General features: G+C 50.7%; 16 protein-coding genes. All 16 read left to right on the top strand.

Annotated elements, in window-relative coordinates; translation table 11 throughout:
* The first annotated feature begins 62 nt into the window (after positions 1-62).
* The 16 genes from A7E78_RS04945 (at position 63) to A7E78_RS04865 (ending at position 16,883) form a co-directional block, all read left to right on the top strand.
* Positions 63-1,082, top strand: a complete 1,020-nt coding sequence (locus tag A7E78_RS04945; RefSeq protein WP_072283192.1) for an aspartate-semialdehyde dehydrogenase — start codon at positions 63-65, stop codon at positions 1,080-1,082.
* A 250-nt stretch (positions 1,083-1,332) separates the two neighbouring features.
* Positions 1,333-2,085, top strand: a complete 753-nt coding sequence (gene truA, locus A7E78_RS04935; protein WP_072283190.1) for a tRNA pseudouridine(38-40) synthase TruA — start codon at positions 1,333-1,335, stop codon at positions 2,083-2,085.
* A gap of 93 nt (positions 2,086-2,178) precedes the next feature.
* On the top strand, positions 2,179-2,607 hold the full coding sequence (rplM, locus tag A7E78_RS04930) for a 50S ribosomal protein L13 (protein WP_072283189.1): 429 nt from the start codon (positions 2,179-2,181) through the stop codon (positions 2,605-2,607).
* Positions 2,608-2,635: 28 nt separating this feature from the next.
* Entirely contained in the window at positions 2,636-3,028 is a 393-nt protein-coding gene (rpsI, locus tag A7E78_RS04925) for a 30S ribosomal protein S9 (protein WP_072283188.1), read from the top strand.
* 143 nt (positions 3,029-3,171) lie between these two features.
* Positions 3,172-4,209 (top strand): N-acetyl-gamma-glutamyl-phosphate reductase, encoded by a 1,038-nt coding sequence (argC, locus tag A7E78_RS04920; protein ID WP_072283187.1) that lies wholly within the window; start codon positions 3,172-3,174, stop codon positions 4,207-4,209.
* A 165-nt stretch (positions 4,210-4,374) separates the two neighbouring features.
* Complete coding sequence (locus tag A7E78_RS04915) at positions 4,375-4,569, top strand: DUF6485 family protein (protein WP_072283186.1); 195 nt, start codon at positions 4,375-4,377, stop codon at positions 4,567-4,569.
* Positions 4,570-4,574: 5 nt separating this feature from the next.
* A complete protein-coding gene (locus A7E78_RS04910; protein WP_256359860.1) occupies positions 4,575-6,407 on the top strand; it encodes a YgiQ family radical SAM protein in 1,833 nt (610 codons plus the stop codon).
* 48 nt (positions 6,408-6,455) lie between these two features.
* On the top strand, positions 6,456-6,641 hold the full coding sequence (locus A7E78_RS04905; RefSeq protein WP_072283184.1) for a DUF2065 domain-containing protein: 186 nt from the start codon (positions 6,456-6,458) through the stop codon (positions 6,639-6,641).
* Between the two features lie 188 nt (positions 6,642-6,829).
* On the top strand, positions 6,830-7,861 hold the full coding sequence (gene queA / locus A7E78_RS04900) for a tRNA preQ1(34) S-adenosylmethionine ribosyltransferase-isomerase QueA (protein WP_072283183.1): 1,032 nt from the start codon (positions 6,830-6,832) through the stop codon (positions 7,859-7,861).
* Between the two features lie 184 nt (positions 7,862-8,045).
* Complete coding sequence (gene tgt / locus A7E78_RS04895; protein WP_072283182.1) at positions 8,046-9,173, top strand: tRNA guanosine(34) transglycosylase Tgt; 1,128 nt, start codon at positions 8,046-8,048, stop codon at positions 9,171-9,173.
* Between the two features lie 79 nt (positions 9,174-9,252).
* On the top strand, positions 9,253-9,567 hold the full coding sequence (gene yajC, locus A7E78_RS04890; RefSeq protein ID WP_072283181.1) for a preprotein translocase subunit YajC: 315 nt from the start codon (positions 9,253-9,255) through the stop codon (positions 9,565-9,567).
* Between the two features lie 29 nt (positions 9,568-9,596).
* On the top strand, positions 9,597-11,195 hold the full coding sequence (gene secD, locus A7E78_RS04885; protein ID WP_072283180.1) for a protein translocase subunit SecD: 1,599 nt from the start codon (positions 9,597-9,599) through the stop codon (positions 11,193-11,195).
* A gap of 10 nt (positions 11,196-11,205) precedes the next feature.
* Positions 11,206-12,126 carry a protein translocase subunit SecF gene (secF, locus tag A7E78_RS04880; protein ID WP_072283179.1) on the top strand — a complete coding sequence of 307 codons (921 nt, stop codon included), beginning with the start codon at positions 11,206-11,208 and terminating at the stop codon, positions 12,124-12,126.
* A gap of 93 nt (positions 12,127-12,219) precedes the next feature.
* A complete protein-coding gene (locus A7E78_RS04875) occupies positions 12,220-12,516 on the top strand; it encodes a hypothetical protein (protein WP_072283178.1) in 297 nt (98 codons plus the stop codon).
* 61 nt (positions 12,517-12,577) lie between these two features.
* Entirely contained in the window at positions 12,578-14,425 is a 1,848-nt protein-coding gene (locus A7E78_RS04870; protein WP_072283177.1) for a hypothetical protein, read from the top strand.
* A 13-nt stretch (positions 14,426-14,438) separates the two neighbouring features.
* Complete coding sequence (locus A7E78_RS04865) at positions 14,439-16,883, top strand: hypothetical protein (RefSeq protein WP_072283176.1); 2,445 nt, start codon at positions 14,439-14,441, stop codon at positions 16,881-16,883.

The following is a 16,883-nucleotide window of genomic DNA, read 5'->3' as shown; positions in this document are numbered from 1 at the left end:
AACTTGCAGGTGTCCATTCGGAGTTTCCGAATGGACACCTGTTTATTGATAAGGATGTAACCATGGCCAAACAATGCAATGTTGCTGTTGTCGGCGCCACCGGCGCCGTCGGTCAGCAGATGCTGGAAGTGCTGGCGGAGCGCAACTTTCCCATCAAGGAGTTGCGCCTGCTGGCCTCAGAACGTTCCGTTGGTAAGTTTCTCGAGTATAACGGCGAGCAGCATATGGTCCAGTTGCTGGACAAGGATGCCTTCGAAGGGATCGATATCGCCCTGTTCAGCGCCGGCGGGGCCCGTAGCGAAGAGTTCTGTCCCATCGCTGCCGCTGCTGGAGCGATCTGCGTCGACAACTCCAGCGCTTGGCGTATGGACCCCGAAGTGCCTCTGGTGGTGCCCGAGGTGAATCCTCAGGACATCGCCCAATACGGCAAAAAGGGGATTATCGCCAATCCCAACTGCTCCACCATCCAGATGCTGGTGGCTCTTAAGCCCCTGCACGACGCGGCTAAAATAACGCGGATCGTGGTTTCTACTTACCAGGCAGTATCCGGAACCGGACGCAACGCCATCGATGAGCTGCGTATCCAGAGTGGTGAGTTGCTCAACGGTCGTCCGGCGGACTGCGAGGTCTATCCTCATCAGATCGCTTTCAACTGTCTTCCCCATATCGATGTCTTCCTCGATAACGGTTACACCAAGGAAGAGATGAAGATGGTCAACGAGACTCGCAAGATCTTCGGTGACGATTCCATCGGCGTCACAGCCACCACCGTGCGGGTGCCTGTTTTCTATAGTCATAGCGAGTCGATTAATATCGAGACAGAGAAAAAGCTTAGTGCCGAGCAGGCACGGGAACTGCTCGCAAATGCTCCTGGGGTGCGGGTGGTTGACGATGTGGCTAACCTGGAATACCCCTTGGCTGTCGATGCTGCAGGTCAGGATCTGACCCTGGTCGGCCGTATCCGCGAGGACGAGTCTATCGCCAACGGCCTCAACCTGTGGGTGGTTGCCGACAACCTGCGCAAAGGGGCAGCGACCAACGCAGTTCAGATTGCCGAGATCGTCCTGGAAAAATATCTGTAAAATTTTATTTTCCAGTTAGGCTAAATAGATCCATAGTACAGGGGGCCGGTGGCCCCCTGTTGTATTTAGTAGAAGGATAACGGACTTGTCATGATCCGACTGTAAAACCGTCTGATCGGTCCAGGCCTTCGATAGTTTTTGCCAAATCGCCTTGCTGTTCGATCTCCAATTTTTGAAATTCTGGACTTGAACAGCCCTTTTTTCGTTGCGGTCCGTTAATTTCAACAACCTCCTGGTGGAATCGGTCGATATGCGAACCATCAAATTTATCATCGAATACGATGGCAGCGATTATGTAGGCTGGCAACGCCAACCCAACGGCCTGTCGATTCAGCAGGTTGTCGAAGAGGCTCTAATTCAGTTGCTTGGGCAGCCGGCGCGTTTGTTTTCCTCCGGTCGAACCGATGCCGGGGTACATGCCCATGGCATGGTGGCGCATTTACAGACTCAACAGTCTTTGCCATTACGTGCTTTTCGCGACGGGGTAAATCGTTTTCTTCCCTCGACCATTGCGGTGCAGCATGTAGAAGAGATGCCGCCAAGTTTTCATGCACGTTTTGACGCACGCGGTAAATGGTATCGATATAATATCTACCAGGCTCCGGTTCGGTCCCCCCTGCACGCCCGCACTGCCTGGTGGCTGAAAACGGATCTCAACCTCGACGCCATGAAGGAGGCCGCGGCTCTTTTTGTCGGTCGTCACGATTTTGGGGCTTTTCGCACCAGCGGTTGTGCTGCTAAGACTACCATTCGAGAAGTTTTCGCTGTCGACCTTCAAGGTTGTGAGCGCTTATTGACTATCGATGTCAGGGGTAGTGGTTTTTTGCGTAACATGGTGCGCATGATGGTAGGAACTTTGGTCGAAGTGGGGCAGGGAAAGCGGTCTTCCAAAGAGATCGCCGACTTACTGGCCGGACGGGACGGAGTCGGTTCCGCCCACACCGCCCCGGCTCATGGACTCTGTCTGATGGAAGTCTGGTATGATGCCCCTTCAGGGCAATAAAATGCTTGACATCTCTAATCCATTCAGCTAGCTTGTTGCCTTCTGTGAGCCCCGTTATCAAATCACAGTTTACGAAATATAGAGAGGAACTCGATGAGCACCCAAGTAGCCAAGAAAGCCGAAGTGACCAGAAATTGGTTTGTTGTTGACCTTGAAGGTAAGGTCCTGGGCCGTACCGCGACCGAGATCGCCCGTGTGTTGCGCGGCAAGCATAAAGCCATTTATACGCCGAGTGTCGATACCGGCGATTATGTCATTGTGCTGAATGCCGACAAGCTGAAACTGACTGGGAACAAAATGGATGATAAGAAGTACTATCACCATACCGGTTATCCCGGCGGAATTCGTTCCATCAACGCCGCCAAATTGCTGGAAAAGAAGCCCGAAGATCTGGTCAAGAAGGCTGTCCGGGGCATGCTGCCCAAAAATACGCTGGGCCGTGAGATGCTGAAAAAGCTCAAGGTCTATGCCGGCACTGATCATCCCCATGCCGCTCAGCAGCCTAAAGAATTGGTCATTTAAAAGTTAAGATTCGCATCAGGAGATAAAGATGGCAGAACAGAGGTTCTACGCGACCGGCAAGAAGAAGACTTCCGTGGCCCGGGTCTGGGTCAAGCCCGGTACCGGTCAAATCGTCGTCAATCGCCGGCCCCTCGACGAATATTTCGGGCGCGCCACATCGAAAATGATCGTGTGCCAGCCCCTCGAGCTTACCGAAAACACCGGCAAGTTTGATATCAGTGTCAATGTCAGCGGTGGTGGTCCTTCCGGTCAGGCCGGCGCTATCAAGCACGGCATTACCAAGGCCCTGCTTGCGGTTAATCCCGAGTTGCGAGGCGTCCTCAAGAAGGCCGGCTTCATCACTCGTGACAGCCGCATCAAAGAACGTAAGAAATACGGTAGAAAAGCTGCCCGCGCAAGTTTCCAGTTCTCCAAGCGTTAAACAGCAGCTTATGGTCGCAGTGCGGCCTGTCTACAGAATATTTTGCACAAGGGGAACCCGCGGGTTCCCTTTTTGCTTTGCAGGCTGATATATTTTATTTGTTACGGCCTGTTTTCACATGTCTGTCTATCTCGGAGGCTATCATGATCCAGGTTGCCATCGTCGGAGCCAGCGGTTACACCGGTGTCGAGTTGCTGCGGCTGCTCATCAACCACCCCCAGGTTGAAATCACCTGTGTTACCTCCCGGCAAAATGCCGGTTCCCCCATCAGCAGTGTTTTTCCCTCGCTCCTCGGTCGCAGCGATCTGGTCTTTGATCCCGTCGATGTCGAGCTGATTGCTTCCCGGGCCAAGGTGATCTTCACCGCCTTGCCGCACAAGGCGGCCATGGCGGTTGTTCCCGATCTGCTCAAGGCCGGTTGCAAGGTCGTTGATTTGTCTGCCGACTATCGTCTCAAGGACGCCGCAGTTTACGAACAATGGTACCAGCCCCATACCAGTGTTGATTTGCTGGCTGAGGCCGCTTACGGCCTACCGGAACTTTACCGGGAGCAGATCCAGGAGGCACGGCTGGTGGCGAATCCCGGTTGCTATCCTACCAGTGTGGCCTTAGGTCTGGCACCGCTGGTTCAGGGTGGTCTTATCGACCTGTCCAGCTTGATTATAGACAGCAAGTCAGGTACCAGTGGTGCCGGACGCTCGGCCAAGGTCGGGTCCCTCTACTGTGAGGTTAATGAAGGCTTTAAGGCTTACGGTGTCGCCAGCCACCGGCACACGCCAGAGATTGAACAGACCCTTGGTCAGCTCTCCGGTAAACCGGTTTCCATATCCTTCACTCCGCATCTTTTACCCGTCAATCGCGGTATCCTGTCGACCTGCTATGCAACCTTGACCGACAAGCATGCGACAGGTGAACTGATTGAACTCTATCAGCAACACTATCGCAATGAACCTTTTGTCCGGGTTCATCCTGAAGGCGAACTTCCCAATGTTGCTTACGTGCGGGGCAGCAACTATTGCAACATCGGTCTGGTGAGTGATTCTCGTACCGGTCGGGTTATTGTTGTCTCCGTTATAGATAATCTGCTTAAGGGAGCAGCCAGCCAGGCGGTACAGAACATGAACCTGATGCTTGGATTGGAAGAAGGGTGCGGTCTTCAGGACTTGCCTCTGTTTCCTTGATGGTGTCGCAAAAAGTCCGCTCTGCTGCGTTAGGGTGCTTTTTTAGGACCTCTACCTACATAGGTATGCCTTCACCCCTAAAAAAGTACCACGTCTGGTAGGACAATGATTTTGCTTGGCCATCCCTTGGATTGGTGAGAATGGATCTTCTTTAGGGAGTTCATTATGGGTTGTATCGGAGAACAGAGTTTCGATCATTGTACCTGCACCTACACTGCGTGCGATAAGCGGGGCCGTTGCTGCGAGTGTGTGATTTATCATCGCGGCAAAGGGGAGGTGCCTGGCTGTTTTTTCTCCCCTGACGGTGAGCGCAGTTATGATCGTTCCTTGAAAAACCTGTGTAAGGATGGCGGCTGCTGAAAACTATCGACCGTAAAACATTTCTGCCTGTCTGCAGGCAGGATATGGAGAAGCGTGGCTGGGATCAACTCGACGTTTTATTCGTTTCCGGTGACGCTTACGTGGACCATCCCGCGTTTGGTGTGCCGCTTCTGGCCAGGCTGCTTGAGGCGGAGGGGTACAGAGTCGGTATTTTAGCCCAACCCGACTGGAAAACCCCCCAGGCGTTTCAGGTCATGGGTAGGCCCCGTCTGTTTGCCGCTGTTTCTGCCGGGGCCATGGACTCCATGGTCAACCATTATACGGCTGCGAAAAAACAGCGTCGCAACGATGCCTACACCCCCGGCGGACGCAGCGGATCCCGCCCCAATCGTGCGGTGATCGCCTATACCTCGGCTCTCAAGGGAGCCTTCAAGGGGCTACCGGTAATCATCGGCGGGATTGAGGCCAGTCTGCGCCGTCTGGCTCACTACGATTATTGGTCCGATTCCGTACGTCGCTCCCTGTTGGTCGACAGCAAGGCCGGTCTGCTGCTTTTCGGCATGGCCGAAACGGCTCTGCTGGAATTGACCCGCCGTTTGGCTGACGGAGAGGAGATAGAAAACATTCGTGATCTGCGTGGCAGTGCGCTGTTATGCAGTGAACGGCCTGTTGAGGGAGTTGAGATCCCTTCCTTTGAAGCGGTAGTGGACGACACGGCCGCATTCAACGAATCCTTTCGTCTCGCTGCCGGTGAGAGCAATCCCTACAACGCCCGTCCGCTGTTGCAGCGTCATGGCTCTCGCTGGCTATTGGTGAATCCGCCACCGCTGCCCTTGGATCAATCCAGACTTGACCGCCTCTACGCTTTGCCTTTTCAGCGCAGGCCCCATCCAGACTATAAAGAGACCATACCCGCTTTTGAGCAGATTCGTCATTCGGTGACCAGTCATCGCGGCTGCTTCGGCGGCTGTGCTTTTTGTGCTATTGCTCAGCATCAGGGTAAATTTATTCAATCCCGATCCGAACAGTCGATTTGCCGGGAAGTGCAGCAACTTGTCTCCGATGAGGGTTTTCGCGGGACGGTCAGCGATGTCGGCGGACCGAGCGCCAACATGTACGGTATGAGCTGCGGTAACGCCGAAGCACGCCGCCAGTGCCGACGGGACGGTTGCCTTTTTCCCGAACCCTGTCCCCATTTGAAAGCTGATGACAGCGCCGCAGTGCATTTGCTCAAGCGTTTGAGGGCGATTAAGGGGGTCCGCCATCTTTTTATTGCTTCCGGAGTGCGCCTCGATCTGTTGGAAAAACAGCCCCGCTACCAGCGGCAACTCATTGCCGATCATGTCAGTGGGCTGTTGAAGGTCGCACCCGAATCCTTGTGCGCTGAATTGACCCGTATTATGCGCAAACCCGGGCCGGAGGTCTTCGAGACGTTTCTGGCCCGTTTTCGTGAGCAAAGCCAGGCTTGCGGAAAACGCCAGAGCGTTGTGCCTTATCTGATCGCAGGCCATCCCGGTTCGACCCTGGAGCAGATGGTCGAAACGGCTTTAGTGCTGCGCCGATTGGGGTTGCAGGTCGAGCAGGTGCAAGAATTTACACCGACGCCGGGGACTTTATCCTCCTGTCTTTATCACACCGGCTGTGATCCCTTTAGCGGCGAGCCAGTTCACGTGCCCCGTTCCGATCGAGAGCGTCGGTTGCAAAAAGCTCTGTTGCTCGCCCATCTTCCGGAGAATCGCTCTGCGGTAAAGGAAGCATTGAAGCGCTGTGGTCGTGAATCCGAAGAGGCTCTTTTGCTTGGGAGGCACGGGACGAATCACCGGCCCGGTCGTCAGCGGCGAGGCAGGTCTCTTGACAGAGGTAAGGGCAAGGCATAACATAGCCCGCCGTACCGGCAGGATGTTGCCAGAACAGAAGGGAAGGGCATGGAACTTTTATTAACGGTCGTCGGCCTGCTACTGGTGATTGAAGGGATTCCCTGGTTTTTGTCCCCCCGCCGTTTCAAGGCCCTGCTGTTGAGTGTAGTCGAAGCCGATGACTTCTTTTTGCGGTTCGGCGGGTTTGTTGCCATGTTTCTCGGATTACTCTTGGTCTATCTGGCACACTTTTAAAGTAAAGTCGGCTATCAATGATGGTACGGTAACGTACATTTTGAGCCGCTGTTTCAAGTCATTTCCACCGGATCTGCTGCTGATTTCAGCTAGCGCCAAGGGTCCGGAAAAGCATTGACTTTGCCCATTATCTATGTTTGATTAAGCCCGTATTTTGCAGCCCTCTGGCGGCCTGTGGACAAGCATTCATGCACCTAAGCGATTTCGATTTTGATCTACCTGAAGAACTGATAGCCCAAGAGCCTCTGGCCGAACGGACCGGGTCTCGATTGATGGTCCTTGATCGCGCCACCGGTAACCTGACCATTGGCGGCTTTAGCGATATTGTTGACCACTTCAGGTCCGGCGATGTGCTGGTGGTCAACGATACCCGGGTTATCCCTGCGCGACTTCTTGGTTGCAAGGAATCCGGTGGTAAGGTCGAGGTGTTGCTGGTGCGACGCCTTGCAGGGAAAGAGGAAACCTGGATTTGTCTGACCAAGGCCTCTAAGGGCCCTCGAGTCGGAACCCGGTTGCTGCTCGGCGAGTCTTTGACCGCTACGGTCGTAGAAGGCGGCGAAGACCCGTATAAACATATTCAATTCGCCTCTGAAGGCGATTTCCTGCAACAGATCGAGCAGATTGGACGCATGCCGCTGCCGCCCTACATTCGCCGGGATGACAGTCAGCTCGATAAAGAACGCTATCAAACTGTTTTTGCCCAGAATGCCGGAGCGGTTGCCGCGCCCACTGCCGGGCTGCACTTTACGCCGGAGATTCTGGAACAGTTACGGAACAAAGGGGTGGAGATTCATCCCCTGACCCTGCATGTCGGGATCGGTACTTTCCTGCCGGTGCGCGTTGACAATATCCGCGAGCACCGTATGCACGAAGAGCATTTCACCGTTCCTGCTACCACGGCGGAGGCGGTCAACCTGGCCCGTGCTGCCGGTCGCCGGATTTTTGCCCTGGGTACCACCAGTACCCGAACGCTGGAATACGCCGTCGATGATCAGGGCCGGTTACAGGCTGGATCGGGCGCCTGCGATCTGTTTATTTATCCTGGCTATCGCTTTCGCACCGTCGATGCCATGCTGACCAATTTTCATCTGCCGCGCTCGACCCTGCTGATGCTGGTTTCGGCCTTTGCCGGCCGTGAAGCGGTATTGGCGGCTTATCGACGGGCAGTTGCTGAGGGTTTTCGTTTTTTTAGCTATGGCGACTGCATGCTAATTCTATAATGGCGTCGCAAAAAGTCCGCCCTACGGCGTTACGGCATTTTTTCAGGACCTCGATACTTATGTATGCCTTCGCCCCCGAAAAAACACCAGGCCTTGTAGGCCGAAAATTTTGCTTAGCCATCCGGTAAATTTCATCAAGACCGACAGCCTCCTTGATGGCTTATAAAAATTAAAAGGTTTTTGCGTGAGTCAATTCGGTTTTACCCTTTTACATACGGACCCCCACAGTCAGGCCCGGCGCGGCCAGATCCAGACCCGGCGAGGTACCATCGAAACGCCGGTCTTCATGCCCGTGGGTACCCTCGGAACGGTTAAGGGCATGTTGCCCGAAACCCTCAAAGAAGAAGGGGCCGAGATCATTCTCGGCAATACCTATCATCTTTTTTTGCGTCCGGGGCACGAACTGGTTGCGCGACTCGGTGGGTTGCATCAGTTTATGAACTGGGACCGACCGATCCTCACCGACAGTGGCGGATTTCAAGTCTTCAGCCTCGGTAAATTGCGTAAGATTACCGAAGAGGGGGTACGTTTTCAGTCGCATATCGACGGCTCCAGCCATATGTTGACTCCGGAGTTGTCCATTGCCGTTCAGGAAACCCTCGGCGCCGACATCATCATGGCCTTCGACGAATGTATTCCCTATCCGTCGACTCGTGATTATGTGGCTTCTTCCACCGCCCTGTCAGGGCGTTGGGCCCGGCGATGCAAAGAGGCCCGCCGTAGCGACGACGGAGCCGCTCTGTTCGGTATTGTCCAAGGGGGCATGTATGCCGATCTGCGGAAACAAAGCGCCGAGGAATTGCAGGAGATAGGATTCGACGGTTATGCCCTCGGTGGCCTGTCCGTCGGCGAAGAGGCGGCAGCCATGTACGATATGATGGAGGCTGCTCTGCCCTTATTGCCCGCCGATCAACCCCGCTATGTGATGGGGGTCGGCACGCCGGAAAATCTCATAGAAGGGGTGGCGCGCGGGGTCGACATGTTCGATTGTGTGATGCCGACCCGTAATGCGCGTAACGGGGTGCTTTTCACCAATTTTGGCAAGGTGGTCATCAAGCAGGCCCGTTATGCCGAAGATCCATTGCCCATCGACCCCGATTGTGACTGCTATGTCTGCCGTCACTACAGCCGGGCCTATTTGCGGCATCTCTACCAAAACAACGAGATCCTTGCCGCGATGCTCCACACCCGGCATAATCTGCATTATTATCTTGGTTTGATGGCTGGGGCGCGCGACGCGATTGCCGCTGGTCGTTTCACCGAGTATCGTCAGGAATTCTATCGACGCCGTCAGCCGGAATCCGCAGCTTAAAGGCGACATGCAGCTGCTTCAGGCGGGTCTTTCAGAGCTCTCAAAAGGTTTTTTTACGTAAACTTCAAGGAGGTCATTCATGGTATCAGAAGCTTTTGCTTTTGCCGGAGCAGCCGGTGGTCAGCAGGCCAACAATCCTTACCAGGGAATTATTATGCTGGTGCTGATGTTCGCCATTTTCTATTTTTTGCTTATTCGGCCCCAACAAAAAAAGGCTAAACAGCAGAAAGAAATGATCGAAGCACTTAAGGTCGGTGACTCGATTGTTACCCTTGGTGGCATTTACGCCAAAGTGGCCGCTATTCAGGAAAGTGTCCTCACCGTTGAGATTGCTACTGGGGTTAAAATCAAGATTACCCGTAATTCCGTCGCTTCGGTCACCAAAGAGCAATAATTCGATCTGCTAAAGGAGCTAGTACTGCCATGTCCAAAAGCATCAAGGTGCGGGGCGGGATCGTCCTCGGCTGCTTCCTGCTATCGCTGATTTCTCTGGCGCCGACTTTTTTCAACGAAAGTCTGCCATCCTGGTGGCAGAATGCTTTCGATCCCATCCATCTCGGTCTCGATTTGCAGGGTGGCATGCACCTGGTGCTCGGGGTTGATGCCGAAAAGGCGGTGGAAAGCCGGCTCGACACGATCGTCGACCAGTCCGAAGGGTTGCTGCGGGAACAGGATGTGATCTTCAAGCGAGTTGATCGTCGTAACGGTCAGCGCCTGACGGTGACCGTTTATGATGAGCAGGCCGGGGGTCAGGTTGATGGCCTCATGGCTGAAAACTTCCCCGATCTCGAAGCGATGACTCTCTCCACCGAGGGCGGCTACATCGAAAAAAATTATCGGCTCAGCGATAGAGAGGTCACTCGCATCAAGGATTATGCGGTGCGCCAGGCCCTGGAGACTCTGCGTAACCGAGTGGACCAGTTTGGGGTCAGCGAACCGACCCTGCAATTACAGAGTGGCGGTCGAATCCTGATTCAGTTGCCAGGGATCAAGGATCCTCAGCGGGCTATCGCTTTGCTCGGCAAGACCGCTCGTCTCGAATTTATGATGGTTGACGAAAAAGTCGACCCTCAGCAGGCGGTGCAGGGCAATATTCCAGCTGGCAGCAAACTGCTCTATGAGCGACGGGTGGATTCCCGCAGTGGAACAGTCAGTGAAATTCCGCTGGTGGTTAAAGACAAGACGGTCATGACCGGCGATCTGCTGTCCGACGCTCAGGTGCGTATCGACCCCCGCTTTAATGATCCCTACGTAGCCATGGACTTTAACGCCGTTGGAGCCAAGCGTTTTGACCAAATCACCGCCGCCAATGTCGGTAAGCGCATGGCCATTGTTCTTGACGATACGGTCTATTCGGCACCGGTGATTCGCGAGCGAATTTCCGGTGGCAGTGCTCAGGTCAGCGGCTCCTTTACCGAACAGGAAGCTACCGATCTGGCCATCGTACTGCGGGCCGGTTCTTTGCCGGCTCCGGTTGAGATCCTTGAAGATCGTACCGTCGGTCCTTCTCTCGGTCTCGATTCTATCAACCGTGGTAGAAATTCGGTTCTTATCGGCGCCCTGGCGGTACTGTTGGCCATGGGCCTTTACTACCGACTGTCCGGTGTGGTGGCGAACCTGGCGCTGATCCTTAACGTATTCTTCGTTCTGGCCATGCTCGGTATGTTCAAGGCGACTCTGACCCTGCCGGGTATCGGTGGTATTGTTCTGACCATCGGTATGGCGGTAGACGCCAACGTACTGATTTTTGAGCGAATCCGCGAGGAGTTACGCATCGGCAAGACCGCGCGAGCCGCTTTGGAAGCCGGTTATGCCAAGGCATTCTGGACCATCATCGACGCCAACGTTACAACGCTGATTGCTGCCGTTGTGCTCTTCCAGTTTGGCACCGGTCCGGTCAAGGGCTTTGCCGTGACCTTGTCAGTGGGTATCCTGGCTTCGCTCTTTACCGCGATTTTTGTTTCCAGACTGGTATTCGATTTCTTCTTGACCCGCTACGATGTTAAGCGGCTGAGCATATAGGGAGGGCGGCATGGAGTTAATCAAACCGGATATCAATCTCGATTTCGTCGGTAAACGGCGTATGGCTGTAATCTTCTCCGCAGCATTGATCCTCATCGGCCTTGTGTCGCTGATCGCCAAAGGCGGTCCTAACTACGGCATCGACTTTGCTGGCGGTACTCTGGTGCAGGTTAAGTTTGTCGAAGCGACTACTGCCAAGGACATCAAGGTTGCCCTGAAGGACCTCGATTTGCGCGGTTTGACCGTGCAGCAGTTTGGCGATGAGCCTAACGAGTACCTGCTGCGCGCTCAAGAGTCCAGTTCCAAGTTAGAGGGGTTGTCCCAAACTATCGGTGGCGCACTGGATGCGGTCTACGGTGCCGACCAGGCAGAAATTCGCCGGGTCGAAATGGTTGGACCGCAAGTCGGCAAGGACCTGCGTAAGAAGGGCTTGATGGCTATCTTTTACGCAATGATTGGCATTCTCATTTACGTCACCTGGCGTTTCGAATTCCGTTTTGCCGTCGGAGCTATTCTAGCCTTGCTTCACGACGTGGTAATTACCCTTGGGATTTTCTCCCTTTCGGGAAAAGAGATCGATCTGCCGATTATAGCCGCTTTTCTGGCCATCATCGGTTATTCCCTCAATGATACCATTATCGTGTATGACCGGATTCGCGAAAACCAGGGTAAGCACGCTAAGCAGGGGCTTGAATTCCTTATCAATCGCTCTATCAATGAGACCTTGTCTCGCACAATACTGACTTCAGGCACGACTTTGATGGTAGTGTTGGCTCTGTTTATCTTTGGCGGCGGGGTTATTCATAACTTTGCCTTTGCCTTGCTCGTCGGGGTGCTCATCGGTACCTTCTCCTCGATTTTTGTCGCCAGCCCTCTGTTGATCTTCTGGCAAAACTACCGGAACCGTGTCAAAGCCAAGGCTAGCGCTTGATATCACCATATCCATCGGCTAGATGGTCGACTGCATGATTTAACCAGGCGGGCCGGAATGTAATATTCCCGGCCCGTTTTTTATAGGATCTCTATGATTCCGATATTACGCTATCTCTGGGAAAGTCGCGGTGAAGCCGACGTCTCTTTGACCAAAACCTTGTCCGATAAACTTCAGATCAGCCCCCTGGTCGCAGCATTGCTGCAGCAGAGGGGTGTTGAGGATGTTGATCAGGGACGTCAGTACCTGGCCTGTCGTTTGGCCGCCATGCCCGACCCCTTGCTGCTGGCGGGCATGGAAGTAGCGGTTACACGCCTTAGTCAAGCGGTACAGGCTGGAGAACGTATTGCTGTGCATGGTGATTACGATGTTTTATGCTACAATCCCTAAAACAACTTACTGACATAAGCAAAAAAACTCCAAAATTTCCAATATTTTATAGGGTGAAAAAATGACTAATCTCACTTGGCGAAAAAATATTGCAAATGTCCCGACCACAAAACGAAGAAGAGGTAATGAAAAAATCGATACCCATCAATATGACTTTGACGAACTGGGGATCGCGAGAGGGGGATTTTTTGAGGCAATTTTGATAGACGCTTCTTTTCCCTTAGACATAACGATTAGCAATCAAACTCGCTTGATGTTGGTTTCACTCAGTAACCACACTGAGGGAAGGGAGATCCTTGGAGCTCCTATAGAGGACCTTAGCGGAAAAGACATTCGCCGTTTATACAATCTTATTGAGGACCATATTGAAACTGTCGACACGATTAAAGATAAAAGCACTGCGTCTATACACTGGAGAACGCTTATTTCCCGTTCCGGTATTTTCCTGGGTAGTGGCGAAGTTGTTTGCGATGTTTTTTTTCAAACTCGTTTTCCATCGCGCAACAATTCCGAGTGCAAAAAACAAGGAGTTCTCAATAGTCAACGCTTAGTCATGACTCAACACGAGGACGAAGAAACTTTACATGACAACGTGTTAGGGGCGATGAAAGGTGATTTAAACCTAATTGAAGAAGCCTGTTGGGAGAGTATTGAGGCATACAAAGAAGCAGCTTGCAGGCATAAAAAGTTAAGGAATGAAGCTTTAGAAGATTGGGATTTGTGGAAACATGAATATTATAAGATCGCTCGTAGGTCAGGTGAGAGTGCATCATTCGAAAAAAAGCTGACCTACAAATTGGCGACTTTGCATTTACAAGGTTTTTATATATATAAAGCTTTCGATGAGCGAATTTTTTCAAAAGGTAGCACAATTGCCTTCAATGCTTGGGAGTTGGATAATGATGGACTTTTCTCCTCTGGACGACGGGGCGGAAAGACTGACCGGGCGCCTGCTCCTGAATTAAGTAAGCTTGGTGTAGATCTTATAGACCAGTTTTTAGTCAGCTACTATATGCCCCCACCTGTAGTAGAGGCAGCAGAAGTTTTGTTTTTGATTTATACAGGTTGGAACCCTGATGTTGTTATTTCCATTACTGCTGAAAATGTTACAGAAATCCGGGCCTGTTTCGAGATTCAGAGCGTTAAATCTAAAAACAACCAGGTATTTTTTAAACGAGTGTTTGAAAGGGAAAGTCCCCGATTTCACGAAGTAATAAGTCTCCTCCTTGATCATAACAAAAATGTCGAACGGTGGTGGAAAAGAGATAACCCTTCACTTTTTGTTCACCGCATCAAACGGAAAAAGAAACACCTTTTCAGTACAGGAGGAGATAGCCAACACAAAAGATATCTGATTCAATCTTATGGCTTGCAGGGTTTTAGCAAAAAGCAATTGCGGGATCAGGTAGCTAATATTCAATATTTAGAAACACATGATCCATTTCTCGTTCAAGAGACTCTGGGTCATGGAGATATTGACATGACAAAAGGATACCTCAACCAACATATTATTAGGATTATTAATGAGGCTAATATCCGTCGGTTCGTAGATAAACTTGCTGCCACCATTACCTGGGCAGTAAACGGTGTCGAGACTGTCGAGAGTCGTGGAATGACCGTTACCGATATTGATGACCGGTTACTTTTTCCAGTAGGTGAGAACGAAGCACAAAAGCATTCAATCTGCGATGATTGGATTGCTTCTGCAGGTACCCATACCTTTGAGGTGGGAAAGGCTGAAATCGAACATCTAAAGTGGCAGACCAAATACTACGCAACTCATGCGGCAAGATTGAAATCAAGCAATCCTAGGCGATTTCTTTTATATCATGTGCCTCGAATGCTTTTTTGCGCCGCAATGCAAGAGTGTGTAAAAAACTCAAAGCACTCCCTCCTGTTGGACCAATAAAAAGGAGCCTGTTATGCCTGTGCCAGATATAGAGATTTTTCGGAATTTAAATAAAAGTCAGAAAGATAAATATAGAGAGGAGGTCTTGGTAGAATGTGCAACAGGATTAAAGGACGAGCGGGAGTTATTGGAAAGTATAAAAAGTAGGGGATACCTCAGTGATTGGTCGGAGAATCAAGTAGTAATCGATGTTAAAGTAGACCGTCGAAAAGAAGACACTAAGATTTGGGATCTTGACCAAATTATGTTGAGGTGCGGTGGGCCTCTTTCCATATTCGAAGGCTTGTTGCCGATTACGCATTTTCCTCATTTAACGCTATTGGCAAAGGTTTATCTCAATGACATAGATAATACCTTTAGAAGTAGTACCAAAAAAGCTTCTGAAATGACGCAAAACTTTAATCATCTGATGCGCTTTCTTTCTTGGATGTTTCAGAAAAAGGGCGTTTACAGGGTTAGTAGTTTGACTCGTTCTGATTTTGATGATTTTTTAACTGACTTTGAAAATTTCAAAGGTTGGACTGGATTGTTTGACATTGAACCCGAATTGCGTGTGGTTATCAAAAGTCTAGACCGAGGTGATATTAATATAAAAGATGTATGTTCTTCATGGGAGGAAAGTGGTAACAAATATGTAAAAATAAGAGATAAGTTTTTTGAAGAAACTTTAGGGATTCCTCTAAATCGAAACCAGGCCCCTGAATGGTTTTGTGCCGAACTATTAAGGTTTCATGGTAGTGAGTTTAGTAATAATCATCGGCAATCGGATGGTAAGGCCAAAGATTCCCTTAGTTACATGGAGGCCTATTCTGTCATCAAAGCGTTAAACAGATTGTACAAACTTCCGTCTGAGATTGACCAAGCTGTTGTGAAGCCTTTCCCGAATGCTCATAAGCTTGCCAAAAAAGTGGCAGGCAATACAGTTGACTCTGGCAGAACTCTGAATCTGACGTTGGATGATGCGATAAAACTTTTTAAGGAGTCGCTTGCTTGGATTTACGATTATTGGCCGGGAGTGCAGGCAATACTTCAGGCTTACCGTCAACGATTGGAGGAGTTGACTTGTGAACTCGAAGAATGCAGCGATAAATGGTTAAGGGAAAAATTATCGAATGATCTAACACTGAAGGAGCGTGTTAGCGAACTGTGCTTACAATATGGGTTGCCATTTAAAGGGGTAGTTTTAGATCGTAGGTCTCAGGCTTACAATGAAAAAGACACGCCATGTGTGGATGAACTCATACGCCATACAATGACCGCGTGTTTCATTATGATAGCGACCAATCATGGACGCCGTCTCAATGAGGTTATAGGTCAAGGGACTTTGCCGTATGGTTTTTATTTTGGTTGTATAAAGAATGATGAAGAAAACCCTGAGCTAAGATTGTGCGATATTTACGTCGAAAAAACGGTTAAAGATTGGTGCATCTTCTATATTAATAATCTTGTTAAAGATTCAGTATGCGTCATGGAAGAATTGAGCCAAATATTTAGGCCTCTGTATGCAAATAAAAAGACTTATGAATCTGATATTAAAACAGCAAGAAAGGACAAGCTGTTTGTGTTCAGGGTCCTTACTCCAGCATCCTTTACTAAAGACCCGGTAAGTTATAGTTATAATGCAAATTCAGAAGGTTTCCTGCGGCGAGCTGGCGTAAAGGATTTACGCTTCGACCATCGATCCCACCCGTTTCGTAGATTTTTTGCACTACTATATTTTTACCGGTATGACAATCCGAAACTTTTGGCGCTTCAACACCAATTGCGGCAATTCGATCCTGGAATGACGGTGGTTTATGTCACTGATCCAGTATTGCGAGAAGATGCCGATAAAATCGAAAAAATTTATCGCAGTCGAATGGAGGAACATACAATAAACGAAATGGAGGAATTGGAGGACGTCCGAGGAGAAGCCTTTCTTGAAAACGTGCTTCAAATACTTAAGGGTGAAAGGCTCGGAGGTCATTGGCCCAGAATCGTTCTGCGTCTCTACAGAGTGCTTTCTCAAAAAGTGAACTTCAACGAAAAGGACCTAACTGAACTAGCAGAGATTGTTGGGGATAGCCTACTAAGACGGGGTTATCAACGAACAGCTTATGAGCATGGCGGGTGTAATAACGGCGATAACGATAGAACGCGTCGGATGTCTAAATGTTATCGAGAAGAAGATGGTTTTCGACATACTGAAGATGCATCACCGAGCCAATGCCAAAGCTGTATTCACCATGACAGTGGTGAGACAAACATTTGCTTACTGAAAGAGCAAGTGGAGGAGTTGAGAGAGCAGATCGAAGATTATGGAACGCCTTTGGTAGTGCGCCATGCCGCTAAGGCCGAACTTCAACTACTTGAGAGAGTGATTGAAGCGGAGAAGAAGTTGGCGGATCAAAATCGGGAGTTTTTGCGTTTATTGGCTAGCAACTTTGCGCAGTTAGCCTCTGCATTGGATAAGGAGTAA

The organism is Syntrophotalea acetylenivorans (genome assembly GCF_001887775.1).
Classification (GTDB): domain Bacteria; phylum Desulfobacterota; class Desulfuromonadia; order Desulfuromonadales; family Syntrophotaleaceae; genus Syntrophotalea_A; species Syntrophotalea_A acetylenivorans.
Note: the sequence above shows the minus strand (reverse complement) of the source record. Positions and strands in the feature narration are given on the sequence as shown.

What these genes read in the sequence shown, in the direction of transcription:
- argC (WP_072283187.1), top strand. Translation starts at nt 3,172, where the DNA reads ATGATCCAGGTTGCCATCGTCGGAGCCAGCGGTTACACCGGTGTCGAG.
- truA (WP_072283190.1), top strand. Translation starts at nt 1,333, where the DNA reads ATGCGAACCATCAAATTTATCATCGAATACGATGGCAGCGATTATGTA.
- secD (WP_072283180.1), top strand. Translation starts at nt 9,597, where the DNA reads ATGTCCAAAAGCATCAAGGTGCGGGGCGGGATCGTCCTCGGCTGCTTC.
- A7E78_RS04870 (WP_072283177.1), top strand. Translation starts at nt 12,578, where the DNA reads ATGACTAATCTCACTTGGCGAAAAAATATTGCAAATGTCCCGACCACA.
- rplM (WP_072283189.1), top strand. Translation starts at nt 2,179, where the DNA reads ATGAGCACCCAAGTAGCCAAGAAAGCCGAAGTGACCAGAAATTGGTTT.
- A7E78_RS04905 (WP_072283184.1), top strand. Translation starts at nt 6,456, where the DNA reads ATGGAACTTTTATTAACGGTCGTCGGCCTGCTACTGGTGATTGAAGGG.
- queA (WP_072283183.1), top strand. Translation starts at nt 6,830, where the DNA reads ATGCACCTAAGCGATTTCGATTTTGATCTACCTGAAGAACTGATAGCC.
- A7E78_RS04865 (WP_072283176.1), top strand. Translation starts at nt 14,439, where the DNA reads ATGCCTGTGCCAGATATAGAGATTTTTCGGAATTTAAATAAAAGTCAG.
- A7E78_RS04875 (WP_072283178.1), top strand. Translation starts at nt 12,220, where the DNA reads ATGATTCCGATATTACGCTATCTCTGGGAAAGTCGCGGTGAAGCCGAC.
- A7E78_RS04945 (WP_072283192.1), top strand. Translation starts at nt 63, where the DNA reads ATGGCCAAACAATGCAATGTTGCTGTTGTCGGCGCCACCGGCGCCGTC.
- rpsI (WP_072283188.1), top strand. Translation starts at nt 2,636, where the DNA reads ATGGCAGAACAGAGGTTCTACGCGACCGGCAAGAAGAAGACTTCCGTG.
- A7E78_RS04915 (WP_072283186.1), top strand. Translation starts at nt 4,375, where the DNA reads ATGGGTTGTATCGGAGAACAGAGTTTCGATCATTGTACCTGCACCTAC.
- secF (WP_072283179.1), top strand. Translation starts at nt 11,206, where the DNA reads ATGGAGTTAATCAAACCGGATATCAATCTCGATTTCGTCGGTAAACGG.
- yajC (WP_072283181.1), top strand. Translation starts at nt 9,253, where the DNA reads ATGGTATCAGAAGCTTTTGCTTTTGCCGGAGCAGCCGGTGGTCAGCAG.